Source organism: Neisseria sicca, from assembly GCF_017753665.1.
GTDB classification, from domain to species: Bacteria; Pseudomonadota; Gammaproteobacteria; order Burkholderiales; family Neisseriaceae; genus Neisseria; species Neisseria flava.
In genome coordinates, this window is the sequence record NZ_CP072524.1 from 984,127 (window position 1) to 1,010,762 (window position 26,636).

The 26,636-nt window shown below is 52.0% G+C and carries 25 protein-coding genes; 13 read left to right on the plus strand and 12 right to left on the minus strand.

The window, feature by feature from the left end; all coding sequences use genetic code 11:
* Positions 1–157: 157 nt before the first annotated feature.
* From aroA to mfd, 4 genes are all read left to right on the plus strand, one after another.
* Positions 158–1,456, plus strand: a complete 1,299-nt coding sequence (gene aroA / locus J7445_RS04595) for a 3-phosphoshikimate 1-carboxyvinyltransferase (protein ID WP_070654559.1) — start codon at positions 158–160, stop codon at positions 1,454–1,456.
* 122 nt (positions 1,457–1,578) lie between these two features.
* A complete protein-coding gene (miaA, locus tag J7445_RS04600) occupies positions 1,579–2,520 on the plus strand; it encodes a tRNA (adenosine(37)-N6)-dimethylallyltransferase MiaA (protein WP_070654561.1) in 942 nt (313 codons plus the stop codon).
* Between the two features lie 15 nt (positions 2,521–2,535).
* Positions 2,536–3,258 carry a tRNA adenosine(34) deaminase TadA gene (gene tadA / locus J7445_RS04605; RefSeq protein WP_070654569.1) on the plus strand — a complete coding sequence of 241 codons (723 nt, stop codon included), beginning with the start codon at positions 2,536–2,538 and terminating at the stop codon, positions 3,256–3,258.
* Positions 3,259–3,399: 141 nt separating this feature from the next.
* Positions 3,400–7,083, plus strand: a complete 3,684-nt coding sequence (mfd, locus tag J7445_RS04610) for a transcription-repair coupling factor (protein WP_209283207.1) — start codon at positions 3,400–3,402, stop codon at positions 7,081–7,083.
* 144 nt (positions 7,084–7,227) lie between these two features.
* Here the strand turns inward: mfd and J7445_RS04615 are convergent, their stop codons facing one another.
* The 5 genes from J7445_RS04615 to hpnD form a co-directional block, all read right to left on the minus strand.
* Positions 7,228–7,854, minus strand: a complete 627-nt coding sequence (locus J7445_RS04615; RefSeq protein WP_070654565.1) for a hypothetical protein — start codon at positions 7,852–7,854, stop codon at positions 7,228–7,230.
* Positions 7,855–8,009: 155 nt separating this feature from the next.
* Positions 8,010–8,504 (minus strand): contact-dependent growth inhibition system immunity protein, encoded by a 495-nt coding sequence (locus J7445_RS04620; RefSeq protein WP_070654567.1) that lies wholly within the window; start codon positions 8,502–8,504, stop codon positions 8,010–8,012.
* Between the two features lie 224 nt (positions 8,505–8,728).
* Positions 8,729–9,448: an SDR family oxidoreductase gene (locus J7445_RS04625; RefSeq protein WP_003742488.1), complete on the minus strand. Its 720-nt coding sequence runs from the start codon at positions 9,446–9,448 to the stop codon at positions 8,729–8,731.
* Between the two features lie 116 nt (positions 9,449–9,564).
* Complete coding sequence (gene hpnE, locus J7445_RS04630; RefSeq protein WP_209283208.1) at positions 9,565–10,878, minus strand: hydroxysqualene dehydroxylase HpnE; 1,314 nt, start codon at positions 10,876–10,878, stop codon at positions 9,565–9,567.
* Entirely contained in the window at positions 10,875–11,723 is an 849-nt protein-coding gene (gene hpnD, locus J7445_RS04635) for a presqualene diphosphate synthase HpnD (protein ID WP_209283209.1), read from the minus strand. The genes hpnE and hpnD overlap by 4 nt, the downstream gene beginning before the upstream one ends.
* A 196-nt stretch (positions 11,724–11,919) precedes the next feature.
* Here hpnD and hscA point away from each other — a divergent pair, with 196 nt between their 5' ends.
* The 3 genes from hscA (at position 11,920) to fdx (ending at position 14,651) form a co-directional block, all read left to right on the plus strand.
* Positions 11,920–13,782, plus strand: coding sequence for a Fe-S protein assembly chaperone HscA (gene hscA / locus J7445_RS04640; RefSeq protein ID WP_070654397.1), 1,863 nt, complete (start codon positions 11,920–11,922; stop codon positions 13,780–13,782).
* Positions 13,783–13,861: 79 nt separating this feature from the next.
* The gene (locus tag J7445_RS04645; protein ID WP_070654396.1) at positions 13,862–14,224 is read left to right on the plus strand and encodes a TIGR02328 family protein; all 363 of its coding nucleotides are present in this window, start codon (positions 13,862–13,864) and stop codon (positions 14,222–14,224) included.
* Between the two features lie 85 nt (positions 14,225–14,309).
* Entirely contained in the window at positions 14,310–14,651 is a 342-nt protein-coding gene (fdx, locus tag J7445_RS04650) for an ISC system 2Fe-2S type ferredoxin (protein WP_016686750.1), read from the plus strand.
* Between the two features lie 135 nt (positions 14,652–14,786).
* Here fdx and J7445_RS04655 read toward each other — a convergent pair whose 3' ends face one another.
* Positions 14,787–15,398 (minus strand): hypothetical protein, encoded by a 612-nt coding sequence (locus J7445_RS04655; RefSeq protein WP_070654395.1) that lies wholly within the window; start codon positions 15,396–15,398, stop codon positions 14,787–14,789.
* Between the two features lie 334 nt (positions 15,399–15,732).
* On the opposite strand from J7445_RS04655, the gene iscX reads away from it, so the two are divergent.
* Complete coding sequence (gene iscX / locus J7445_RS04660; protein ID WP_003742471.1) at positions 15,733–15,930, plus strand: Fe-S cluster assembly protein IscX; 198 nt, start codon at positions 15,733–15,735, stop codon at positions 15,928–15,930.
* A 7-nt stretch (positions 15,931–15,937) separates the two neighbouring features.
* Here the strand turns inward: iscX and J7445_RS04665 are convergent, their stop codons facing one another.
* Positions 15,938–16,177: a hypothetical protein gene (locus J7445_RS04665; protein WP_070655557.1), complete on the minus strand. Its 240-nt coding sequence runs from the start codon at positions 16,175–16,177 to the stop codon at positions 15,938–15,940.
* Between the two features lie 96 nt (positions 16,178–16,273).
* Between J7445_RS04665 and metF the strand changes: the two genes are divergently transcribed.
* On the plus strand, positions 16,274–17,152 hold the full coding sequence (metF, locus tag J7445_RS04670) for a methylenetetrahydrofolate reductase (protein ID WP_070655555.1): 879 nt from the start codon (positions 16,274–16,276) through the stop codon (positions 17,150–17,152).
* Positions 17,153–17,287: 135 nt separating this feature from the next.
* A complete protein-coding gene (metE, locus tag J7445_RS04675) occupies positions 17,288–19,564 on the plus strand; it encodes a 5-methyltetrahydropteroyltriglutamate--homocysteine S-methyltransferase (RefSeq protein WP_070655553.1) in 2,277 nt (758 codons plus the stop codon).
* 243 nt (positions 19,565–19,807) lie between these two features.
* Here metE and J7445_RS04680 read toward each other — a convergent pair whose 3' ends face one another.
* Positions 19,808–20,524: an S-methyl-5'-thioinosine phosphorylase gene (locus tag J7445_RS04680; protein ID WP_070655551.1), complete on the minus strand. Its 717-nt coding sequence runs from the start codon at positions 20,522–20,524 to the stop codon at positions 19,808–19,810.
* A 265-nt stretch (positions 20,525–20,789) separates the two neighbouring features.
* A complete protein-coding gene (locus tag J7445_RS04685; RefSeq protein WP_019271313.1) occupies positions 20,790–21,860 on the minus strand; it encodes an AI-2E family transporter in 1,071 nt (356 codons plus the stop codon).
* A gap of 205 nt (positions 21,861–22,065) precedes the next feature.
* Between J7445_RS04685 and purM the strand changes: the two genes are divergently transcribed.
* Positions 22,066–23,100 carry a phosphoribosylformylglycinamidine cyclo-ligase gene (gene purM / locus J7445_RS04690; protein ID WP_060975365.1) on the plus strand — a complete coding sequence of 345 codons (1,035 nt, stop codon included), beginning with the start codon at positions 22,066–22,068 and terminating at the stop codon, positions 23,098–23,100.
* An 83-nt stretch (positions 23,101–23,183) separates the two neighbouring features.
* Here the strand turns inward: purM and J7445_RS04695 are convergent, their stop codons facing one another.
* Together J7445_RS04695 and J7445_RS04700 are read right to left on the minus strand one after the other, a co-directional pair.
* Entirely contained in the window at positions 23,184–23,627 is a 444-nt protein-coding gene (locus J7445_RS04695) for a DUF4124 domain-containing protein (RefSeq protein WP_180949612.1), read from the minus strand.
* A 168-nt stretch (positions 23,628–23,795) separates the two neighbouring features.
* On the minus strand, positions 23,796–24,278 hold the full coding sequence (locus tag J7445_RS04700; RefSeq protein WP_019271310.1) for an NGO0322 family iron-responsive protein: 483 nt from the start codon (positions 24,276–24,278) through the stop codon (positions 23,796–23,798).
* Between the two features lie 398 nt (positions 24,279–24,676).
* On the opposite strand from J7445_RS04700, the gene dnaQ reads away from it, so the two are divergent.
* On the plus strand, positions 24,677–25,399 hold the full coding sequence (gene dnaQ / locus J7445_RS04705) for a DNA polymerase III subunit epsilon (RefSeq protein WP_101810061.1): 723 nt from the start codon (positions 24,677–24,679) through the stop codon (positions 25,397–25,399).
* Positions 25,396–26,085 carry a 2-C-methyl-D-erythritol 4-phosphate cytidylyltransferase gene (ispD, locus tag J7445_RS04710; protein WP_070655543.1) on the plus strand — a complete coding sequence of 230 codons (690 nt, stop codon included), beginning with the start codon at positions 25,396–25,398 and terminating at the stop codon, positions 26,083–26,085. Before dnaQ ends, ispD begins: the two co-directional genes overlap by 4 nt.
* A gap of 106 nt (positions 26,086–26,191) precedes the next feature.
* On the opposite strand, the gene crcB is transcribed toward ispD, so the two are convergent.
* Entirely contained in the window at positions 26,192–26,554 is a 363-nt protein-coding gene (gene crcB, locus J7445_RS04715) for a fluoride efflux transporter CrcB (protein ID WP_070655541.1), read from the minus strand.
* Positions 26,555–26,636: the final 82 nt, after the last annotated feature.

Below are 26,636 nucleotides of genomic sequence, written 5' to 3' on the forward strand. Positions count from 1 at the left end.
ACGTACTTGGCGGGCAGAAAAAACAAGCCCGCGCCATCGTCGCAAAATTGCGGAAAAGTATAACATTTTATGCGGATTGTTGACAGTTTTGGTTTTTCAGACGACCCCTCCCTGCCGTATAATGCCGTTTTCTGTTTCCGCTTCCCAAACGACCATCATGACCGAATCCATCCGCCTCCCCGCTGCCTCGCTCAAGCCCGCCACCGTCGCCCTGCCCGGCTCCAAAAGTATCAGCAACCGCACCCTGCTGCTCGCCGCCTTGTCCGACAACACTTGCGAAATCCATTCCCTGCTCAAATCCGACGATACCGACCGTATGTTGGAAGCCCTTGATAAACTCGGCGTTGAAATCGAATATCTTGCCGAAGGTCGTCTGAAAGTACACGGCACAGGAGGACGTTTCCCCAATCGGACTGCCGATTTGTTTTTAGGCAACGCGGGAACGGCGTTTCGTCCGCTGACCGCCGCGCTGGCCGTTTTGGGCGGAGATTATCATCTGCACGGCGTTGCGCGTATGCACGAACGCCCTATCGGCGATTTGGTCGATGCGCTGCGGATTGCCGGCGCCGATGTCGAATATCTCGGCAACGAACACTATCCGCCGCTTCATATCGGCGAACGCCAAGACCGCGGCGAGCGCATAATTCCGATTAAAGGCAATGTGTCCAGCCAGTTTCTAACCGCCCTCTTGATGGCGCTGCCGCTGACTGGGCAGGCATTTGAAATCCGTATGGTCGGCGAGTTGATTTCCAAGCCCTATATTGACATCACCTTGAAACTGATGGCGCAATTCGGCGTACAGGTTGCCAATGAAGACTACCGCGTCTTCAAAATCCCCGTCGATGCCCGCTACCACGCGCCCGAACATCTGCACGTCGAAGGCGATGCTTCCAGCGCATCCTACTTCCTCGCAGCCGGTTTGATTGCCGCTACGCCCGTCCGCGTTACCGGTATCGGCGCAAACAGCATACAGGGCGATGTAGCCTTCGCCCACGAGCTGGAAAAAATCGGTGCGGATGTGGTTTGGGGCGAAAACTTCGTCGAAGTCTCTCGCCCGAAAGAAAGTGCCATCCAAGCCTTTGATTTGGATGCGAACCATATCCCCGATGCCGCCATGACCCTCGCCATCGTCGCACTTGCCACAGGACAAACCTGCACGCTGCGCAACATCGGCTCATGGCGCGTCAAGGAAACCGACCGCATCGCCGCGATGGCAAACGAGTTGCGCAAACTTGGCGCGGAAGTCGTCGAAGAAGCCGAAGCGATTCACATCACCCCGCCTGAAACGCTGACACCCGACGCCGTCATCGACACTTACGACGACCACCGCATGGCGATGTGTTTCTCGCTGGTTTCCCTGTTGGGCGTACCCGTCGTCATCAACGACCCGAAATGCACCCATAAAACCTTTCCGACTTATTTTGAAGTGTTCTCATCGCTGACCGACGCGGTTTAAAGCGGGAGAACGTTTGCCCAAACAAAAAGGTCGTCTGAAAATATCGTTCCGCAATCCAACGCCGAACCGTTTTCAGATGACCTTTTGCTATAATCCGTCCGTTTCCCCACGCCCCTTTTGATATGAACACCCTAAAAGCCTTTGCCATCCTCGGCCCGACTGCCGGCGGGAAAACCGCCCTTGCCTTGAAAATCGCCGAAGCCCTGCCGGTTGAAATCATCAGTCTCGATTCCGCGCTGGTGTACCGCGATATGGATATCGGCACGGCAAAGCCGACCGCTGCTGAGCTTAATGCCGTGCCGCACCACCTTATCGACATCATTCCACCGACGGAGTCTTACAGCGCGGCAGAGTTTGTCGGCGACTGCGTGCGGCTGGCGGAGGAAATCCGTGCGCGCGGCAGGCTGCCTTTGATTGTCGGCGGCACGATGATGTATTTCCACGCGTTGACCGAAGGCTTGAACGACCTGCCCGAAGCCAATGCCGCCGTGCGCGCCCGGTTGCAGGAAGAAAAACAACAATACGGCTTGGCGCATCTGTATCAAAGCCTGCAAACCATAGACCCTGAAACCGCAGGTCGTCTGAAACCGAATGACAGCCAACGTATTGAACGCGCTTTGGAAGTGTACCGCCTGACCGGCAAGCCCTTGAGCGCGCATTTTGCCGAAAAAGCCGATTACACTCCGCCGCTCGACCTCTGTACCACCGCCCTGATTCCCGAAAACCGCGCCTTGCTGCACGAAAACATCGCCCGCCGGTTCACAAAAATGCTGGAACAAGGCTTCATCGACGAAATGCGCGCCCTGCGCCAAAAATATCCCGAACTGACCGCCGATATGCCCTCTATGCGCTGCGTCGGCTACCGGCAGGCATGGGATTACCTCGAAGACTTGACCGATTACGACACCTTTGTCGAAAAAGGCATTGCCGCCACCCGCCAGCTTGCCAAACGCCAACTCACTTGGTTGCGCAAAATCCCATTGGCGCACAGCATCGACCCCTATACCGACGGCGACCACGTTCAGACGACCTTGGCACTCGTCCGCCGCCATTTCCAAATCTAAAACGCCATGCTGACCCTGTTGACCACACCGCCCGTCGCCCCGCAAACTTTAGCCGCCCTGCAATCACTTGGCATCCGCAGTATAGAAGAGCTGCGCAACACGGGTTCTGTCCAAGCCTTCCTGTTGCTCAAGGCCGCCGGACTGACCGTTACCCGCAGCACGCTTTGGCAACTCGAAGCCCTGTTGCTCGGTATCAAGCCGCAAGACCTGCCGCAAACACACAAAAACGCTTTGGAGCAAGCCGTCAAAAACCATCCGCCCGTCGCCGTTTTTCCCACGTCGTCTGAAATGGAAACCTTCATGCGCGCCGCCTTGTCGCAGGCAGAACAATCCGCCCGCATCGGCGAAATCCCCGTCGGCGCGGTCGTCGTCTCCAACAACCGAATCATCGCCGCCGCTCACAACACCTGCGTCAGCGACCACGACATTAGCCGCCACGCTGAAATCCGCGCCCTTGCCGCCGCGGGCGCCGCCCTTCAAAACTACCGCCTCGACGAGTGCGACCTCTACATCACGCTCGAACCTTGCGCCATGTGCGCCTCCGCCATCATCCAAGCCCGCGTCCGCCGCGTCATCTATGGCGCGGCAGAACCCAAAACCGGCGCGGCAGGCAGCGTAGTCAATCTGTTTGCCAACCCACTGCTGAATAAACACACGGCAATCAAAGGCAGCATTTTGGAATACGAATGCAAAGCCGTTTTGCAGGAGTTTTTTCAGACGAGGCGCAAACAAGGTTGAAAAACTAAAAAGGTCGTCTGAAAATCACCCAAACCATCCTATCCCTTACACCCACTGTTAATCTGCTAAAATCCCGCTTTTACAACCCATCTCGGCAGCCCGAAAAATTTTCCGGCTGCCGCAAGCCATTGTCCCTACGCCATGACCTACCCTATCCCCAAACCCCGTGAAAAATCCCGTTGGCTCAATCTTTCGCAAGGCTCGCTGCCGCTGGCTTTGGCGCGTTATCTGCCGCATAAGCGGCTCAAAGTCGTGCTGACCCAAGATGCTGAACAGGCGTTGCACCTTCAGACGGCATGGCGGTTTTTCCGTCCGCACGATACGGCGGTGTTCCTACCGGACTGGGAAACGCTGCCTTACGAGCGTTTTTCGCCGCATCAGGATTTGGTGTCGGAGCGGCTCTCGGCGTTGTGGCAGATTAAAAGCGGCGCAGCGGACGTGTTGTTCGTGCCGGTTGCCACGGCAATGCAGAAGCTGCCGCCCGTGCCGTTTCTGGCGGGGCGCACGTTTTGGCTGAAAACGGGGCAGACTCTGGATATAGGTCGTCTGAAAAGCGATTTGGTGGATGCGGGCTACAACCATGTTTCCCATGTTGTCGCGGCGGGCGAATTTGCCGTGCGCGGCGGGATTGTCGATTTATTCCCGATGGGCAGCGAAATGCCCTACCGCATCGATTTGTTCGACGATGAAATCGACAGCATCAAAACCTTTGACACCGACACGCAGCGCACCATCTCCCCCGTTTCCGAAATCCGCCTGCTGCCGGCGCACGAATTCCCCACCGACGGCGAGGCGCAAAAAATCTTCCGCAGCCGCTTCCGCGAGGAAGTTGATGGCAATCCGAACGATGCCGCTGTGTACAAAGCCGTCAGCAACGGCCACTTCGGCGCGGGCGTGGAATATTATCTGCCGCTGTTTTTTGAAAACGAGCTGGAAACGCTGTTTGACTATATCGGCGAAGATGCGCTGTTTGTCTCTTTGGGCGACGTTCACGCCGAGGCAAACCGCTTTTGGAGCGACGTCAAATCGCGTTACGCGATGGCGCAGGGCGACGAAACCTATCCGCCTTTGCTTCCACAGCATTTGTATCTCTCTACCGATGTGTTCGCAGGTCGTCTGAAAAACTACGGTCAGGTGCTGCCCGATGTTTCTGGCAAGGAACACACCCTGCCCGACCTTGCCGTCAACCGCCAATCCGACGAGCCGTTACAGGCATTGAAGGATTTTCAGACGACCTTTGAGGGGCGGATTTTGCTGTGTGCCGAAAGCTTGGGACGGCGCGAAACCATGCTCGGTTTCTTGCAGCAAAACGGTTTGAAAGCCAAACCTGTATCCGACTGGCAGGGCTTTTTATCGGCACATGAGCCGCTGATGATTACAGTGGCGCCGTTGGCATACGGGTTCAAACTGGGCGGGCCGCAATCCCCGAACCAACAACAACCCACTCCCGCCTCCGAGGGAGAAGGCAAAACGGTTGCTGACCAAACCGAATTTTCCGCAGCCGCAACAAACCCTCTCCCTAGCCCTCTCCCTCAGGAGAGGGAACAAAGTGCCGCCGCCGTTTCAGACGACCTGAAAACCGAAAGCAGCCTGCACCCCGTCGAAAGTAGTCTGCACGGGCAAATCCGACAGCAACCTGCTCCCTCCCACGTGTGGGAGGATTGGGGAGAGGGCAAAGCGGTTGCCGCTCAAAGTGCCATCGCCGTCATCACCGAATCCGAGCTCTACCAATACGTCGCCCGTTCGCGCGTCCACAACCGCCGCAAGAAACACGCCGCCGTTTCAGACGGCCTGTTGCGCGACCTTGCTGAAATCAATATCGGCGATCCCGTCGTGCACGAGGAACACGGCATCGGGCGCTATATGGGCTTGGTAACGATGGATTTGGGCGGCGAAACCAACGAAATGATGTTGCTCGAATACGCGGGTGAAGCGCAGCTTTATGTACCTGTTTCGCAACTGCATTTAATCAGCCGCTACTCCGGCCAAGCGCATGAAAACGTCGCCCTGCACAAACTCGGCAGCGGCGCGTGGAACAAGGCGAAACGCAAGGCCGCCGAAAAAGCGCGCGACACCGCCGCCGAGTTGCTCAACCTCTACGCCCAACGCGCCGCCCAATCGGGACACAAGTTTGAAATCAACGAGTTGGACTATCAGGCGTTTGCCGACGGCTTTGGCTACGAAGAAACCGAAGACCAGGCCGCCGCCATCGCCGCCGTGATTAAAGACTTGACGCAGGCGAAGCCGATGGACCGCCTTGTTTGCGGCGATGTCGGTTTCGGCAAAACCGAAGTCGCCCTGCGCGCCGCATTTGTGGCGGTGATGGGCGGCAAACAAGTCGCCGTACTCGCCCCGACCACGCTTCTGGTCGAGCAGCACGCGCAAAATTTCGCCGACCGCTTCGCCGATTTTCCCGTGAAAGTCGCCAGCCTTTCGCGTTTCAACAACAGCAAAGCCACCAAAGCCGCGCTCGAAGGCATGGCGGACGGCACGGTCGATATCGTTATCGGCACGCACAAATTGGTGCAGGACGACATAAAATTCAAAAACTTAGGTTTAGTGATTATCGACGAAGAACACCGCTTCGGCGTGCGCCAAAAAGAGCAGCTCAAACGCCTGCGCGCCAATGTCGATATCCTCACCATGACCGCCACGCCGATTCCGCGCACCCTCAGCATGGCGCTCGAAGGTCTGCGCGACTTCTCGCTAATTACCACCGCGCCCAGCCGCCGCCTCGCCGTCAAAACCTTTGTCAAACCCTTCAGCGAAGGCAGCGTGCGCGAAGCCGTATTGCGCGAACTCAAACGCGGCGGACAAGTGTTTTTCCTGCACAATGAAGTGGATACGATTGAAAATATGCGAGAGCGGCTGGAAACCCTGTTGCCCGAAGCCCGCATCGGCGTGGCGCACGGACAACTGCGCGAGCGCGAGCTGGAACAAGTGATGCGCGACTTTTTGCAGCAACGATTTAACGTATTGCTCTGTTCCACCATCATCGAAACTGGCATCGACATTCCCAACGCCAACACCATCATCATCAACCGCGCCGACAAATTCGGGCTGGCGCAACTGCACCAGCTTCGCGGACGCGTCGGCCGCAGCCACCACCAAGCCTACGCCTACCTGCTCACACCCGAATACATTACCAAAGACGCAGAAAAACGCCTCGACGCCATCGCGGCGGCAGACGAACTCGGCGCAGGTTTCACCCTCGCCATGCAGGATTTGGAAATCCGCGGCGCAGGCGAAATCCTCGGCGAAGGACAATCCGGCGAAATGATACAGGTCGGCTTCACGCTCTACACCGAAATGCTCAAACAAGCCGTGCGCGACCTTAAAAAAGGCCGCCAGCCCGACCTCGACGCACCGTTGGGCATCACCACCGAAATCAAACTGCACAGCCCCGCCCTGCTGCCCGAAAGCTACTGCCCCGACATCCACGAACGGCTCGTTCTCTACAAACGCCTCGCCGTCTGCGAAACCGTGCAACAAATCAACGCCATACACGAAGAACTCGTCGATCGCTTCGGCCTGCCCGAACAACCCGTCAAAACCCTCATCGAAAGCCACCACCTGCGGCTCGCCGCAAAAGAATTGGGCATAGACGCCATCGACGCCACCAGCGAAGCCGTAACCGTTACCTTCGGCAAACACCACCAAATCGACCCGACAGAAATCATCCTGCTGATTCAGACAGATAAAAAATACCGGCTCGCTGGGGCGGATAAGTTAAGATTTACAGCCGAGATGGAAAATATCGAAGTCAGGATTAACACCGTGAAGAATGTGTTGAAGACTTTGAAAGAAAGAGTGGTAGCAAAGTAGAGTTTGATAAAGAAAAGGTCGTCTGAAAAATTTTCAGACGACCTTTTATCAAATGATGCGAAATATCACTTGTTGAACCTCGTGCGTGCCTCAGCCCCCACCTTCAGTTTTGGGCAGACTACGACTTGTATCGTTTGTTTATTTTTATAATTGCTGAAATTTCCAATAATCCCGTCCTTCAATTTTCCAATAACAAAATTCGTCCGGTATCAAATACCCAAAGTCCATTGCCTTAGAAAACCAACCATCATAGACATAATCTTCATGACATCTGTCCCAATCCATATGAAGGTAAACTTCCGTATCAAAATTAATATAAAACAACGGCAGTCTCGAAGAAATCTGATTGATTTTTAAGAAATCACTTTGTTGGCCAGAATCCGAGATAGGTTCATTGTACGACAACTTATTTTCGACAACGGAATATAACCTTACCGCTTCATCAGAAGTAAATCCCTGTAACATCAGTGCCATCAATTCATCTTTTTCCAGTACGACGACCGAATCTGATTGAAGATAGCTTTCGAAATTGTCCTTAGTTAATTGCCAGATACCATTTCGGTAGTTTTTATAATCACAATCATATTGCTCTTTAGTTATAACTCCCTCTTTTAAATAAATATCAAAAGATATTTTTGCATTCAACTCAAAATTTTCCTTATAATCAATCAAATAATATATCTTTTTCTTATGGACAAAAATGGATATACACTGAATGTACTCAAAAATGTTATCAAATAATTCAGATTTAAATTTCTCAATCTTTTCCATATTTGCCAAATTCCTTAATAACTTTATCTTCAGCAAGCCGCAGCCCGCATTAAACCTGTGCAGGTAAGGTGTGTGCGGTATACACGCGGGCTTTGAGTGTGATAAAAAAGATCGTCTGAAACAAGTTTCCGGCTTTCAGACGACCTTTTGTAATATTATCGGCAGCGGCTCAATGCCAACCTTAAACCTGCTCCGATTTCTTCAGGGCTGTTATCCAATGATAAAATTACATCGTCTGCATCAATGGCATCCCACGCTTCCAGCTTGACATGGCGGCTCGGGCTGATTTTCAGGCAGCCGTTGTGCAGCCAAATATCCACGCTCATCATGTTTTTAAATAGGGCGCGTCTGGTTTTATAGCCCAAGTTCCCACATAGGTTGGCAACCCAATTCTCATAGCGTTGCCGAAATTTTTCGGTATCAAAAAAATCTTGGTCTTCTGGACTGTCATAAACGAAAGTCCTGCTGTTTGTCAACGCCTGCAAGACCGTCGTGCCTAAAGTTTCATTGTCGGTATCCAATGGCAGGATATGGGGGGGATATAGGTGGTCTATTGCCGTTAACCCCAAACCTGAACATGTTTGAACAATCAGAGCTTCTTCATTAGCATAAAAAACTGCCCAATAATTTTGATCCTGTTTAAAAATCATTATTTGATCTCCGTAATTTTGACTGTAATATTTCGATTTTTGCCATACTCTACCACACGTTGCAACTGCAATCTTTGCTCCTTATTAGTTTGTGCAGCAAGCACGCCGTAGTCCGTATAAAACCTTAAGGCAGGTTGAGGAAGGCTTCATGAGCGAATAAAGAAGCAATGAAAAAGTCGTCTGAAACCTTTCCAGGCGACCTTTCAAATTACGGTAGAAGCTAATCAAAGATAAACGATTTCGCCGCTTCGTCCCCTGCTCTCTTCACTTGCCCACCAAACAAACTGGGGCAATACGTCTTCGTAATTTTTACGTTCGCTCTTCGATTCGCCGGGATGGGATTTGATGCGCTGCGGCGAATTAATCGGACCGGGGACCAAAACATTGGCACGCAGGTTTTCAAAGCGTTCCCATTCGTCGGCGGCCACTTTACACAAATAATTCAATGCGGCTTTGGATGCACCGAAACCGCCCCAGTAAGCTTTCGGGGTTTCGCCGTGGCTTTCGCCGACGAAGATGACGGACGCGTCGGGCGACTGCTTCAGAAGAGGAAGCAGCGCGCGGGTCAGCCCCATCGGTGCAACGGTGTTGATACGGTATTGGTTGACCCATTCGGCGACGGTTTGGAAATCCAAAGGCGAGAGCGCGTAAAAATAGCTGGCGCAATGGACGATACCGTCGAGTTTTCCCTGAATTGCTTCGCCGATGGTTGCGGCAAACTGCTCGAATTCTTTTTCTTCCGCGCCGATTAAATCGAAACAAATGGCAAACGGCTCGGGACAGCCTGCTTCAACAATCGCATCATAAACTTTTTCCAGCTTTTTTTGATGGCGCGCAACCAAAATAACGGTTGCCCCCGCTTCGGCATAGGCTTTGGCCACCTGTTCGCCCAAGCCTTGCGATGCTCCGGTTACCAGAATCGTTTTATTTTGCAATGTCGGCATAATTCTTCCTTGATTGTGAAATTTGAGGGATTTAAGGTATTTTAACGGTTTGCCGTGTCTTGTAAAGGCAATCGGAATAGGTCGTCTGAAACTCGGATTTGAGTTTCAGACGACCTTTATATTAATCCGAAATCTGCCGAACACCTTTCCGCCGCCGTCAAACCCGACTGTACCGCCGCTTCCAACGTAGCCGGATAACGCGGGTGCAGGTAGTCGCCTGCGGGATAGATATGCCGTTGGTGCAGCCAAGCAAAATCGGGAGGGCTGGAATCAGGCGTGCAGGCTGTGGTCGCGCGTTTTTCGGTGATGACGCGGACGGCTTCGGGTTCATTCAAATAAGGGCAGATGCGTTTCACGTCGGCATGGACTTTTTCTGCCCATTCTTGGCTTTTGAATGCACCGACATAATCGGAGACGCTAATGACGGCGGCGACTTCGTTTGTCGGCAAACCGAGTGCGCCCCGATACACCAGCCATTGCGCCGTACCGTCGGCAAATCCGGTCAGCGGCGCAGGCAGATGGACGGGAACGGCATAGCGCAGATAGACGGTGGTGATTGAGTGGTAGCGGAGGTTTTGATAGGTCGTCTGAATATAGTCGGGAGTATCTTCAGGGAAAAGATGGACGGCATGATACGGCGCAGTCGCAACAATAACGGCATCAAAAGCCTCCTCATTCACAACAACGCGTCCGTCAGGAAAGTTTTTCAGACGACCTACACGGGTTTCAAGACGGATGTCCGCCCCGAATTGCTTGAGTTTTGCCAACGCAGGCTCGGCGATAATTGCACCTAAATCGCGCTTGGGTAAAAGGTAATCGCTGCCTGGTTTGTCTGCCCACACGCCGTCAGACAACACATTGCATAGTATGCGCAGACTCGCGTGTTCCAACGGCGTATTGAGCGCACCCCACACCAGCGGCTGCCAAAACTCTGCAACCAGCCTGCGCGGGACATTGCGCTGCCGCAGCCATTGGGCGACAGCCAAATCAGCGCGCTTGCCGCGTGCGTAACGCTGCAACGCCACCATATCGGATAAGAACCTGATTTTCAGAGAAAACGAAATATTTTTAGCACGCAAGATGCCGGTCAAAATATGCAGCGGCGAAGGAAGATTGGTACTTTGAAACTGCAAACCTTCATACATATGCCATTGCAGGGGCAAACGGCAGAACGCGGCTTCAGGGTCAACACCGATGTGTTCCATCAGCGCCAATACGCCGTGATACGCACCGAGCAAAATATGCTGCCCATTGTCCAAAAAGCTGAATCCGTCAGCGTTTCCAGCCAAAGTACGCGCCCGTCCGCCCGCCTGCCGACCGGCTTCAAACACGGTAACATCGGCTCGACGCGCCAACGACACTGCGGCAGACAAACCTGCCCAACCTGCGCCGACGACGGCAATTTTCGGGCGAAGATGCGGAGTATTCATGGCTTAAATCCGAATAACCAGGTTTTCAGGGCAATGCGCTTTTTGCGCGGCGAAGGAATGGCAATTTTATAAGTCAGAACGTTTTGCGCGCCGTCGAGATCGATTTCGTTTAGCAGCGCGTAATAAATCGCCGCCATCACCAAACCGACTTTTTGGGATTTTTTATCGGCAGCAGGCAAGAGCGACATCGCCTCGCGATAAGTCTCGCGGGCGCGTGAAACTTGAAAGCGCATCAGTTCGGCAAAATTATCCGTCGGCTTACACTGCATAATCACACTTGCCGGTACGTCAAACCGCTGCATTTCCTCCATCGGCAGGTAAATCCGACCGTTGCGCGCATCCTCGCCGACATCACGGATAATGTTCGTCAGTTGCAATGCAAGTCCCATCTTATCGGCGTATTCCAGCGTTCGGTCGTCTGAAAATCCCAAAATCCGCGCAATCAGGCAGCCGACTACGCCTGCAACGCGGTGGCAATACAGTTTCAACTCTTCAAAACTACCGTAACGCGCCTGAACCAAATCCATCTGCATCCCGTCGATTAAGGCTTCCAATTCATATTTCGGCAGCTTGAATGTTTCCTTTATCTGCCGCAAAGCTTGATTGACCGGATGCTCCGGCATTATGCCGCAGAATACCTTGCCCAAATCGCCGCGCCACCAGTTCAATGTCGTCTGCGCCACATTCGGATCGGAACAGCCATCGACCACATCGTCCAATTCGCGGCAAAAAGCATACAAAACCGTTATCGCATCCCGCTTTTCCTGCGGTAGGAAACGGAAGCCCGATAAAAAACTGGAGCGGCTTTCTTCTGCCTTCTGACGACAATAATCAAGTCCTTGCACGGCGTGTCCTAAAAATTATCATAATAGTAAAATCGGATTTTATCGGATTTGGGGCAGTAGGGAAATTTCAGACGACCTTTATAAATAAACGGAATCCGATTATCGCAATTCCCTACCAAACCACTCAACTATCCGCCCGAAATCTGTTAAAATACCGACCTATCCTAATAAATACAGCATCAAAAGGCACACAATCATGGCTCTTTTGCAGATTTCCGAACCCGGCATGTCCGCCGCTCCGCATCAACACCGCCTCGCCGTCGGCATCGACTTGGGTACGACCAACAGCCTGGTTGCCACCGTCCGCAGCGGCAGCCCGGTTTGTCTGACCGATATTGACGGGCGCACCACCCTGCCCTCCGTCGTCCGCTATGGCGAAGGCGACGCCGTCGAAGTCGGCAAAACCGCCCTTTCCGCCCAAAAAACCGACCCGCTGAACACAGTCAGTTCCGCCAAACGCCTTATCGGCCGCACGCTTGCCGACCTCGCGCAGGACGCGCAATACCTGCCCTACCGGTTCACGCCCAACGAGCGCGTGGTCGAACTGAACACCCGCCAAGGTGCCAAAACGCCTATCGAAGTGTCGTCTGAAATCCTCAAAGCCCTCAAATCGCGTGCCGAAGAAACTTTAGGCGGCGATTTGGTCGGTGCCGTCATTACCGTTCCCGCCTATTTCGACGATGCACAACGCCAAGCCACCAAAGATGCCGCGCGTTTGGCGGGCTTAAACGTATTGCGCCTGCTCAACGAGCCGACCGCCGCCGCGATTGCCTACGGGCTGGACAACGCCTCGGAAGGCACGTTTGTCGTTTACGACTTGGGTGGCGGCACATTCGACGTATCCGTATTGCAACTGACCAAAGGGCTGTTTGAAGTCAAAGCCACTGGCGGCAACAGCGCATTGGGCGGCGACGATTTCGACCACCGCCTGTTCTGCCACCTGCTCGAACAAAACGACCTTTCCAAACTCAACGAGCGCGACAGCCAGCTTCTGCTTTCCCTTGTCCGCGCCGCCAAAGAACAACTGACCGGCCAAACCGAAGCCGTCGTCGAAGCCACGCTTTCAGACGACCGAAAAATCCATACCGTCATTACCCGCCAAGAGTTTCACCACCTGACGCAAAACTTGGTGCAAAAAACCATAGAGCCGGTCAAACAGGCCCTGAAAGACGCGGGCGTGACCAAAGCCGACATCAAAGGCGTGATTATGGTCGGCGGTTCCACCCGTATGCTGCACGTCCAACAAGCGGTCGCCACCTTCTTCGGACAAACCCCGCTGAACAACCTCAACCCCGACGAAGTCGTCGCACTCGGCGCCGCCATACAGGCGAACGTCCTTGCCGGCAACAAAACCGACGGCGAATGGCTGCTGCTGGACGTTACCCCCTTGTCGCTCGGTTTGGAAACCTACGGCGGCCTTGCCGAGAAAATCATCCCGCGCAATTCCACCATCCCCACCGCGCGCGCGCAGGACTTTACCACCTTCAAAGACGGCCAAACCGCCATGACGATACACGTCGTACAAGGCGAGCGCGAACTCGTTTCCGACTGCCGCAGCCTTGCCAAATTCACCCTGCGCGGCATTCCGCCCATGACCGCAGGCGCGGCGCGTATCCGCGTTACCTTCCAAGTTGACGCCGACGGCTTGCTGTCCGTTTCCGCCCAAGAACAAAGCACCGGCGTACAGGCGCAAATCGAAGTCAAACCTTCCTACGGCTTGGACGACGACACCATCACCCAAATGCTCAAAGACAGCATGAGCAACGCCGCCGAAGACATGGCGGCACGCGCACGCGCCGAAGCCGTCGTCGAAGCTGAAAGCCTGACCGACGCCGTCAACGCCGCCCTTGAGTTGGATAGCGATTTGCTGGATGCCGAAGAGCTTGCACAAATCCAGCAAGACATCGCCGATTTGCAAGGTCGTCTGAAAGACGGCAACGCCGAAGACATCCGCGCCGCCGTCGCCAAACTCAGCCGCAGCACCGACAACTTCGCCGCCAAACGCATGAACCGCAACATCCAACGTGCGCTGACTGGGCAGAGTGTGGACGATATTTGACGGCAAACGGTTTCAGACGGCCTCGAAAGACACAAAGGTCGTCTGAAAATCTAATATCCAAACCGACACGATTTCTTCTATGCGACTCTGGCACCAAACCCTCATTCCCCTGCTTCCCCGCGGCCAGCTTCTAGGGCAACACCGCGAATGCGCCGCACTTCGCGGAGCAGGCTGGGGCAGGCCGCACGCGACGGTGAATTACGTCTTCACCCATTCGCCTGACAAGCTCTATCTGTATCACGCGCTGATTATGGAAGAAATGGAAAAACGCGGTTACAAACCCGACCCGCTGTGGAAAGACCCGCTGTATCGCGGCAAAGCGGTTACCCCTTATCCCGCACACGATATCCAAGCTGCCGATTCGCCGATTTACCCCGAACACGATGATGCGTATCTGGACGAATGTCTGGAAAATTTAAAAAGCAAAGGTATCATGTTATAAATGGTTTCAGACGACCCCTTCATCGCAAAAGGTCGTCTTAAAACGACTGACAAACCCTACCCACTCATTACAAGAGACAATAAAAATGCCCAAAATCACCGTACTCCCACACGCCGTATTATGTCCCGAAGGCGCAGTCATCGAAGACGCCCCCGAAGGCAAAACCGTCCTTGACGTGCTGCTCGACCACGACATCGAAGTCGATCACGCCTGCGAAAAATCCTGCGCCTGTACCACCTGCCACGTCATCATCCGCAAAGGCTTCGACAGCTTGGAAGAGCCGACCGAATTGGAAGAAGACCTGCTCGACCAGGCATGGGGCTTGGAAGCCGACTCGCGCCTGAGCTGTCAGGCGGTTGTCGCCGACGAAGATTTGGTGGTCGAAATCCCCAAATACACCATCAACCACGCGCGCGAAGATCATTGATGCAAAGAGGTCGTCTGAAACGGATACAGCAATTTTCAGACGACCTCTGCCAAATTTTAACCAAACAAAAGGTCGTCTGAAAACTGCCTTACTGACCGTTTTCAGACGACCTTCCGTTAAAACTTTATTAAACCATTATTTGGAGCGGGAAACAACAAATTTCAAGTGAGAAATCTTCATTGACGAAGCAGCTTGGGCAACCGGGTAACGTTCCACCTCGCCTTTAACATTGAGCATACTGAGGCTACTGCCGCGGCGGCTAATAATGCTCTTAGGTTCGGGCTTCGGCGCAGGCTTGTTTTGCGCAGCGGCTGCCACGGATTTCGGCGGCTCGGGTACATAGCCCGCCAAGCCGAAGCGTTTGATGATTTCGTTTGCGGCATCTGTATAACGCTGTTTCGCTTCTTCGTTTTCCACCACCATGTCGTCAAGCGCGACAGACAAGTCGTTGCCGCAGCCGACGATGCGTTCCGCAATGCGCGAATACACCATCCAGCGTTTCAAACGCAAAGCGCCCGCATCTTCGCCAGGCGCGGCGGCATCCAAAGCAATCATGCCGTAACGCTTGCCATAACGCAGGCGCAGCGAAAGCCGATTCAGCCCTTCGCTCTCGTCCAGCATCTGATAAAGCTCGCGGATAAGCAGCAGCAAGCGGTCGAACACGCCCGCTTTGGCAAGATAATTGGGGTCATCGGAAGCGAGCGCGTAAATAAGTTTGGATAATTTGGCATTGAGTGTGTTATTCATCAATTTCCTCTTATTCATACTGTAATGGATTACTTTAAGAACCATTCCATATGATTTGGTTGCATGACAAAATGTAAATTTTTCTAAGTGAAAGTCAGCAAAATGTTTTAAGCGTCTGAAATGAAAATATTACATAGGAAAATACCATGTGCGATTTCGGAAGCATTTGGCATTGCAGACAAGCGCTTACCCAAGCCGCCTATTACCCTGTATGCCTCATCATTGCCTAAAACGGCTGAACAAAAACCTGCCGCTCGGTTTATAGAAGCATTAAAATACTCCTACAACTGAAACCTGAATCGAAAAATTCGGACACTCAAAAAGGAACGACATCATGAAATGGACAGACACCCAACGCATCGCTGAGGAACTCTACGACCTGCACGGCGACAGCATCGACCCGAAAACCGTTCGCTTCACCCAACTGCGCGACCTGATTATGGCGCTGCCCGACTTCGACGACGATCCCGCACGCTGCGGCGAACGTATCCTCGAAGCCGTACAACAGGCATGGATTGAAGAGGCTGAGTGAGGCAACATCATTTGTAAGCTAAAAACCAAGACGTCGTCTGAAAATTTTTCAGACGACGTTTGAATGGGTTGATAGCCAACTCAAGCGCGAAACATCTTATTGCTTTTGCGTTACCAACAAAAATACAAGCCATTGAAATCCATTTAATTTCAAAATATTCCCACACATCAGAATATGTATTTTCTCCCCAACCTATCCTCATATCAATAGAGACAAGCATAATGGCAGACACATTAAAATAATTCATAAACTTTCTGAAAATTTTGAATTTGACTCATACACAAGGCAAATTTATCATACAAGCCTGAAAACGTTTAAAAAAGACAACCGAGGTACACAGCCAATGAGTTACGCAAAAGAAATCAATGCGTTAAACAACAGCCTTTCCGACTTGAAAGGCGACATCAACGTTTCGTTCGAATTTTTCCCGCCGAAAAACGAACAAATGGAAACCATGCTGTGGGACTCCATCCATCGCCTGCAAACCCTGCATCCCAAATTCGTATCCGTAACCTACGGCGCAAACTCCGGCGAACGCGACCGTACGCACAGCATCGTCAAACGCATCCAACAGGAAACCGGCTTGGAAGCCGCGCCGCACCTGACCGGCATCGACGCCTCTCCCGACGAATTGCGCCAAATCGCCAAAGACTATTGGGACAGCGGCATCCGCCGTATTGTCGCCCTGCGCGGCGACGAGCCGCCCGGTTATGAGAAAAAACCGTTTTACGCCGAAGACTTGGTCAAACTCCTGCGCTCCGTCGCCGACTTCGACATCTCCGTAGCGGCATACCCTGAAGTGCATCCCGAAGCGAAATCCGCACAAGCCGACCTGATCAATCTGAAGCGCAAAATCGATGCGGGCGCAAACCATGTCATCACCCAATTCTTCTTCGACGTAGAACGCTACCTGCGCTTCCGCGACCGCTGTGTGATGTTGGGCATCGACGTCGAAATCGTTCCCGGCATCCTGCCTGTGACCAACTTCAAGCAACTCGGCAAAATGGTACAAGTAACCAACGTCAAAATCCCGAAATGGCTGTCGCAAATGTATGAAGGCTTGGACGACGACCAAGGCACGCGCAATCTGGTGGCGGCAAGTATCGCCATCGACATGGTCAAAGTCCTGTCCCGCGAAGGCGTGAAAGATTTCCACTTCTACACGCTCAACCGCAGCGAGCTGACTTACGCCATCTGCCATATTTTAGGCGTGCGTCCTTAAAGCCGAAAACGGTTTCAGACGACCTCAGAGGTCGTCTGAAAAATAAAACGCCGCCCCATCCGCCCTATTCTGATTTACAATACCGACCGATTCGGATTGAACCGGTCCTTACAAAATCCAACTGGAGAGTTCAACATGACAACATTACATTTCTCAGGCTTCCCGCGTGTCGGCGCCTTCCGTGAATTGAAATTCGCCCAAGAAAAATACTGGCGCAAAGAAATCAGCGAACAAGAGCTGCTTGACGTTGCCAGAGACCTGCGCGAGAAAAACTGGAAACACCAAGCTGCCGCCAACGCCGATTACGTTGCCGTAGGCGATTTCACTTTCTACGACCACATCCTCGACCTGCAAGTCGCTACCGGCGCGATTCCTGCCCGTTTCGGCTTCGACAGCCAAAACCTGTCTTTGGAACAATTCTTCCAACTGGCTCGCGGCAACAAAGACCAATTCGCCATCGAAATGACTAAATGGTTCGACACCAACTATCACTATCTGGTGCCTGAATTCCACGCCGATACCGAATTTAAAGCGAACGCCAATCACTACGTTCAACAACTGAAAGAAGCCCAAGCCCTCGGCCTGAAAGCCAAACCAACCATCGTCGGCCCGCTGACCTTCCTGTGGGTAGGTAAAGAAAAAGGCGCAGTCGAATTCGACCGCCTGAGCCTGTTGCAAAAACTGCTGCCCGTTTACGTTGAAATCCTGAACGCTTTGGTTGAAGCCGGTGCTGAATGGATTCAAATCGACGAGCCTGCATTGGCTGTTGACCTGCCTAAAGAATGGGTAGAAGCCTACAAAGACGTTTACGCCACTTTGAGCAAAGTAAACGCCAAAATCCTGTTGAGCACTTACTTCGGTTCCGTTGCCGAACACGCCGCATTGCTGAAAGCACTGCCTGTTGACGGCCTGCATATCGACTTGGTACGCGCTCCCGAACAACTGGACGCGTTCGCTGACTACGACAAAGTTCTGTCTGCCGGCATTATCGATGGCCGCAACATCTGGCGCGCCAACCTGAATAAAGTTTTGGAAACTGTCGAGCCTCTGAAAGCCAAACTGGGCGACCGCTTGTGGATTTCCAGCTCTTGCTCGCTGTTGCACACCCCATTTGACTTGTCAGTTGAAGAAAAACTGAAAGCCAACAAACCCGACCTGTACTCTTGGTTGGCATTTACCCTGCAAAAAACCCAAGAATTGCGCGTTCTGAAAGCCGCATTGAACGAAGGTCGTGATTCCGTTGCCGAAGAACTCGCCGCCAGCCAAGCTGCCGCCGATTCACGCGCCAACAGCAGCGAAATCCACCGCGCAGACGTTGCCAAACGCCTGACCGACCTGCCTGCCAACGCAGACCAACGCAAATCACCGTTTGCCGACCGTATCAAAGCGCAACAAGCATGGTTGAACCTGCCTCTGCTGCCGACTACCAACATCGGTTCTTTCCCGCAAACTACCGAAATCCGTCAAGCACGCGCAGCCTTCAAAAAAGGCGAACTGTCTGCCGCCGATTACGAAGCCGCGATGAAAAAAGAAATCGCCTTGGTGGTTGAAGAGCAAGAAAAACTGGACTTGGACGTATTGGTACACGGCGAAGCCGAGCGTAACGACATGGTCGAATACTTCGGCGAATTGTTGAGCGGTTTCGCGTTCACCCAATACGGCTGGGTACAAAGCTACGGCTCACGCTGCGTTAAACCACCGATCATCTTCGGTGACGTAAGCCGTCCTGAAGCCATGACTGTCGCTTGGTCCACTTACGCACAAAGCCTGACCAAACGCCCGATGAAAGGCATGTTGACCGGCCCCGTAACCATCCTGCAATGGTCTTTCGTCCGTAACGACATTCCACGCGCTACCGTGTGCAAACAAATCGCACTGGCCCTGAACGACGAAGTATTGGATCTGGAAAAAGCAGGCATCAAAGTCATCCAAATCGACGAACCTGCCATCCGCGAAGGTCTGCCTTTGAAACGTGCCGATTGGGATGCCTACCTGAACTGGGCAGGCGAATCCTTCCGCCTGTCCTCTACCGGTTGCGAAGACAGCACACAAATCCACACCCATATGTGCTACTCTGAGTTCAACGACATCCTGCCCGCCATCGCAGCTATGGACGCCGACGTGATTACCATCGAGACTTCGCGTTCCGACATGGAACTCTTGACCGCGTTCGGCGAGTTCAAATACCCGAACGACATCGGTCCGGGCGTTTACGACATCCACAGCCCACGCGTACCGACGGAAGCCGAAGTAGAACACCTGTTGCGTAAAGCCATCGAAGTCGTACCGGTTGAACGCCTGTGGGTAAACCCGGACTGCGGTCTGAAAACACGCGGTTGGAAAGAAACTCTGGAGCAACTCCAAGTCATGATGAACGTTACCCACAAACTGCGTGCCGAATTGGCGAAATAAGTTTGAACTAGCGTAATCAAAAGGTCGTCTGAAAATTTTCAGACGACCTTTTTATATGGTTTAGAGAATCAAGGGAAAAACATAGCGGATTAACTTTGAAGCAATACGGCATTGCCTCACCTAAGCTTCAGAAAGATGATTCCCAATGATGAGACAACAGATAAATCAGCTTCGTACTGCTTACGCTACCCACAGTTTCATTGCCATGTCCTGTATTTAAAGTCATTCCATAAAAGATGTTATTTACAAGCCGGCAAGCAGGCGGCGGATTTTTTCAACGGCAAGCTCGGTTTCCAAGCCGCATTCCGCCCCTTCCGTCCCTCCGCTGAGGCAGCGGATGTCGGTGATGCCGCAGAAGTGGGCGTATTGGATGCCCAGTTCGCGGGCGAGGACGGCTTCGGGCATTCCGGTCATGCCCAATACGTCCACACCGTCGCGGCGGTAACGTTGGATTTCGGCGCGGGTCGGCCAGCGCGGGCCTTGCAGGCAGCCGTAAACGGCTTGGGTGTATAAAGGCATTTGGTGCTGTTGCGCGTGTTCGACGATTTTTTCGCGCAGCCCGGCAGTGTAGGGTTCGAGAAAATCGGTGTGTACGACCGGTTCTTCCTGTCCTTCAAAAAAGGTGTCTTTACGACCGTAGGTGTAGTCGATCAAGTCGTCGGGCAGGACGAGTGCGCCGTTTTCAAAGCGGTCGTTGATGCTGATGACGGAGGAAACGGCGACGATGTATTCCGCGCCTATGGAATGCAACGCCCAGATGTTGGCGCGGTAGTTGATTTCGTGCGGCGCAACGGTATGGCCGAAGCCGTGCCGCGCAAGGAAGATGATGTCCTGACTGCCCAGTTTGCCACTTAAGACGGGGCTGCTGGTCAGTCCGTAGGGGGTTCGGATGATTTTGCGGTCGGTGATGTTCAGTTCATGCAGCTTGGTCAGGCTGCTGCCGCCGATGATGGCTAACATATGGTCCTTTGTGTAAGTGATTTTAGGGATTGAGTGTCGGAAAGAAAAAGGTTTGCAAAACAGCCATGAGAATGGAAAACAGGATTAATACCTTCATTTTTTCTGGAAAGCTGTATCCGTCATCTACGGGAAGCACTTCCCATATCAACATCGACAGGAAACCAGATATAAACCAAAGTGCAAAATTGTTCAACATGGCTGTCGAAGAAAGGCAGGGAGATCGTCTGAAAACCCATATCTGATTTCAGACGACCTTTTTGTCCTTTTACTTGTGTTTGTAAAAACGGCTGTGGAAATAAGCATTCACACCTTCGCGCAGCAAGACTAAGGTTACGGCGGCAAGCGGCAGACCGGCGAGCATGCCGACGAAGCCCATGAGTTGTCCGAAAGCCATCAATGAGAAAATCACCCAGAACGGCGACAGGCCGATGCGGTCGCCGACGATTTTTGGGGTAACGATAAAACTCTCGAGGAATTGTCCGATAGCGAACACTACCCACACCATAATCAGACCGTTCCATGTGCCAAATTGCAGCAAAGCGGCGACGGTTGCCAGCAAAAGTCCGGTAAACGCGCCCAAATACGGGATAAACACCAAAATACCGGCAATCATACCGATAGCGAAACCGGAATCCAGTCCGACCAGCATCAGCCCGACCCCGTACACCAGCCCCATAATCAGCATCACCATCAACTGCCCGCGCAGGAACTCGCCCAAAATTTCATCCATATTGCTGGTGATACGCGTATAAGTGTCGATAAAGCGGCGCGGAACCAACGCGCTGATGCCGTAAGACCAGCGTTTCCAGTCCAAAAGGAAATAATACAGCAAGAGCGGCAACAGTATCAGGTTGCTCATGCCGCTGATGACGTTGCCGCTTTGGCGCATCAGCGTCGGCATCCAAGCCTTGAGCGTGTTGCTCAATTCACCCGTATGGGATTGCAACCAGGCAATGACCGACTCCTGATCGATTTGCATATAATCACCTGCGGCATTGTTCAGCCAAGGCAATAGTTTGTTTTGCGTAAAATCGACGATTTGGGGAATGCGGCTGACCATATTGTTGAACTGGTTGATCAGCATAGGCACGATAATCAGCATCAGCGACAGCAGCAACAGCAGCGCCAATACCATCACGATCATGGAGGCTGGGGCGCGTTTAATCCGTTTTTTCTGCAACCATTCCACCAGCGGATTCAATACATAAGCCAATACCGCCGCCACAATAAACGGCGTCAGGATGTCGCCCAGCGCGTACAGCAGCCAGACAAAAGCCGCAATCACGCAGCCCATAATGATCCACGGCTTCATGCCGCGCGTTTTTTTCTGATACATAAAACCTTTCCATGTGTGTTTCAGCGGGAGCCGCCGCAATCGTTTTCAGACGACCCCTAGCCGTCCAGTATAACAGAATAAATGAGGTCGTCTGAAACCTCAGATTGTTTACAAAATCACCGAAAAATCCAAGCCCACGCCTGCAAAATAAGGTAAAATACGCCCCATCGTTTTTCCGTCCCAATCACGATTAAGGAACCCATTCATGAGCACTTCATTGAGCTACCGCGACGCAGGCGTGGACATTGACGCCGGCGATCAACTGGTCGAAAACATCAAACCTTTTGCCAAACGCACCATGCGTCCCGAAGTGTTGGGTGATTTGGGCGGCTTCGGCGCATTGGTCGAAATCAGCAAAAAATACAAAAATCCCGTGCTCGTCAGCGGCACCGACGGCGTCGGCACCAAGCTCAAACTCGCCTTCGATTGGGACAAACACGACACCGTCGGCATCGACCTCGTCGCCATGAGCGTCAACGACATTTTGGTTCAAGGCGCAGAGCCTTTGTTCTTCCTCGACTATTTCGCCTGCGGCAAACTCGACGTCGCCCGCGCTACCGACGTGATTAAAGGCATTGCCCAAGGCTGCGAAGAATCCGGTTGCGCCCTCATCGGCGGCGAAACTGCCGAAATGCCAGGCATGTACCCCGAAGGCGAATACGACTTGGCGGGCTTTGCCGTCGGCGTGGTCGAAAAAGAACGCGTCATCAATGGCCGCAGCATCAAAGCGGGCGACATCGTGTTGGGTCTGGCTTCCAACGGCGCGCATTCCAACGGCTACTCCCTCGTCCGCAAAATCATCGCGCGCGACAATCCCGATTTGGATGCCGAGTTCGATAACGGTAAAACCCTTCGCGAAACCATCATCGCCCCGACCCGCCTGTATGTGAAACCTATCCTCGCTGCTTTAGAAAAATTCACCATCAAAGGCATGGCGCACATCACCGGCGGCGGCATCACCGAAAACGTGCCGCGCATCCTGCCTGAAAACACCGTCGCCCAAATCGATGCCAAAGCATGGGAATTGCCCAAGCTGTTCCAATGGCTGCAACAGGCAGGCAATGTGGAAACGCAAGAAATGTACCGCACCTTCAACTGCGGCATCGGCATGGTGGTCGTAATTGCCGAAGAAGATGCCGACGCGGTGCAGGCATTCTTAACCGAACAGGGCGAAACGGTTTACCGTTTGGGTAAAATCCGCGAACGCAATGGCGACGAGCATCAAACCCAAGTGGCTTAAATCGAAAGCCTGAATCTAAATAAAAGGTCGTCTGAAACAGCCAAACCATCTGTTTCAGACGACCTTTTAAATTTTGTAACCCATTAATTGCAATATTTGGCAACATCTCCTTGATACCGCTTGACCAAATCATCACGATTAGCGACGCGCGCGCTTTCGGCAGACTGTTGGTTCATTCGTGCGATACGGCAGTTGTCTTCTTTGTTCTTACGGTTTTCTTCCTCAATTTTTTTATTTTGCTCCTCGATCAGTTTATTCTTAGCCAACATCCGCTCATTTAATTTAGCCTGTTGCTCTGCCAGCGTACCTTCGTCCGCAGCTTCGGATTTGGGTTTGACTGCCGCCTTGACGCTGTGCGTACGGATATTCATTACATTGGAGCGGTCAAGCTTGAGCCGGTTCGGCGTATCGGAATAGCTGTTCCCCTTGCCATTTTTCCACGTATAGACACTGTCTGCCGCCAATGCGCCAGAAGAACACAAAACTGCTGCCGCTAATACGGATAATGCAGAAAGTTTCATTTTCATTAAAATTCCCCTATTCAAATGATGAGCGATTAATTTGAAATGACAATATTGTACTTGATTTTAAATAATATGTCATAACAAGACGATTACTGTGTATCAAAAGCAAAAAAAATCGCCCCTTTAAACATTTAAGGGGCGCAAAAGGAACACAAACCACTACCAAAACTGTTACAAGGCAAATCCTCCTGATTTTAATTGATGGGTTGCCGGATAAAGTGCTTTCATCAAATCATGCGGTGAAAGCGATAAATCTCTGCTGCCTGTCGTCAGACGACCTTGCTTTGGGGTCAGCTCAAGCAGGCAAGTATCTTTAGCCTGGATAAACTTATTTTTCGTCTGCCGCAACCGGCGTTGTAAAGCGGAAACAACTTTTTCATATAAGCTGTCTTTTTTCTGTACTTCCCGGGTATTTGCCACCCAGCTCAGACGAATATCGCTGGATTCGTCTTCAATCAGCAAAATGCCCGCTTCTAATTGCTCTGCCTTATTCATACAAGGCAGCCAAACATAATAACGTCCGTCCAGCGTAATATAGAAAACATCATGAACTTCACAATCGTTGCAACATTGGGTTGCCAAAAGCGAGCGGATGGTTTGTTGATGCAGTCTCAGAATATCAAGGGAGACTTGCTTGAAAATACTTTCCGGCATTTCATTCTCCTTTCGTTCTGTTGCGCTGTTGTTTCGTTTCGATGAGTTGAATTATACGAGTATTTTTTAATTTTGCAAATGATAATTGTTACTATTTTATAAAATAGAAATAACACAATGATTTAAAAAGAAATTAATTTTTTAAAAGTTGAGTACTTTACTCAGGATTTAGTATCTATCAGCCTTTTGAAAGACAAACTGCTTTAGCTCGTCTGAAAATTGTCAGCAATTTCTACCTTTTCGTAACCATAAGACTGCTCATGCCCCACTTGTCTAAAATATTTGCCATCACCTAAACAACATCCCAATAAGGATACAAAGCAACTCCACTCTATACTTTCACCCCCTCCTTGAGTATGATACGAAACATTTTTTCATTCAGTCAGTCATTGGAGCATTTGATGAGACGCCAGATTATCCTTGATACCGAAACCACCGGCCTTTACGCCGAAAACGGCGACCGCTTGGTCGAGTTTGCAGGACTGGAAATGGTCAACCGCCAAATGACCGGAAGCTTCCTGCATCTTTATGTCCATCCCGAGCGCGATATGCCTGAAGAAGCCGCACGCGTACACGGGCTGACGATTGACGTTTTGGAAGAGAAAAACGCTCCGCCGTTTGCAAAGGTCGGACAGGAAATCAGCGAATTTATCCGTGGAGCGGAATTGATTATCCACAATGCAAAATTCGACGTAGGCTTCTTAAATATGGAATTCCGCCGTATGGGTCTGCCCTCCGTTGAAGAGCTTGGCTGCGAGATTACGGATACGCTGGCAATGGCGCGTGAAATGTTTCCTGGGCAAAAAGCCAGCCTGGATGCCTTGTGCAACCGCCTCTCCATCGATAAAAGCAAACGCGTACTGCATGGTGCTTTAATCGACTGCGAACTTTTAGGCGAAGTTTATTTGGCGATGACGCGCCAACAATTCGACTTAATGGGTGGAGAAGGTGAAGAAGAAACAAAAGAAGACAAACCTGTCATCATCGCCGAAACAAAACGTTCGTCGCGCTTAAAAATCATCAAAGCCAATTCTGAAGAGCTTGCAGAACACGAAAAATATCTCGACGCGCTAGGAGAAGCCTGCATATGGAGACGGACAGCCGCGGGAGAGAATGTATGAACAGACAGCACATCGCCCTGATTCCCGCCGCAGGGGTCGGCACTCGCTTCGGTGCAGGCAAACCCAAACAATATATCCGGATACACGGCAAAACCGTCTTAGAGCATACGGTTGCCATTTTTACACAGCATCCGCTTATCGACTTGGTCGCCATTGCTGTCTCACCTGATGATCCTTTCATTAATCATCTTCAGACGACCTCTGATAAGACAGTGATTTTCAACGTCGGAGGCAATACCCGGGCAGAAACCGTCCGTAATGGTGTGCAAACACTGATAGAAAAGAAGTTGGCGGATAACCACGATAATATTTTGGTTCACGATGCCGCCCGCTGCTGCCTGCCCCACGATGCCCTGTCACGCCTGATTCAGGAAGCCGGAACAAAAGCAGAAGGCGGCATTTTGGCCATTCCCGCAGCCGACACCATCAAACGTTCCGATACCGACGGACAAATCCTGGAAACCGTACCCCGTACAGACTTATGGCAGGCACAGACACCGCAACTTTTTCAAGCCGGATTATTGAATCGCGCCCTATCCGCCTCCGACTTAAACGGTATTACCGATGAAGCCTCTGCCGTAGAACAACTGGGCATAAGGCCTCTACTGGTACAGGGGGATATCCGCAATCTCAAATTAACCCTCCCTCAGGACGAATTTATTATACGGCTGCTTTTGAATACTTGAATAACCTCGACAAAAAGGTCGTCTGAAAACCAGAATTTGGATTTTCAGACGACCTTTTTTCGGTAAGCAGTAAAGCAACACTAGCAGGACCTCGAATAGTTTTGCTTCATTTCAAACAATGGGCCAACCAAATGCCCGCTGCCGTCAATATAAACGAACCGCCGACATGGAGGCATACGGATAATGCAGCAGCTACCCACCGCCCCTCCTGCATCATAGCCACAGTCTCAAGGGAAAAAGAGGACAATGTGGTCAGACTGCCTAAGAAACCGGTAATCAACAGCAAACGCCATTGAGGATCTGCGACCCATTCGGCACAAAATCCGATAAGCAAAGCCCCTATCCAGTTTGCGGCCAGCGTCCCCCAGCCCAAAATCGGTGCAGCGGGAAGCAGCAAACCAAATATCCAACGCAATACTGCGCCGACAACCGCCCCTAGGGCAACCGGAAAAATATTTAAGAAGTTCATAATCAAATTAAAGACAAACTGAAATTACCGTACGCAAGGTCGTCTGAAAATAAAAATACTGATTTCTCCAAGCTTTAACAGA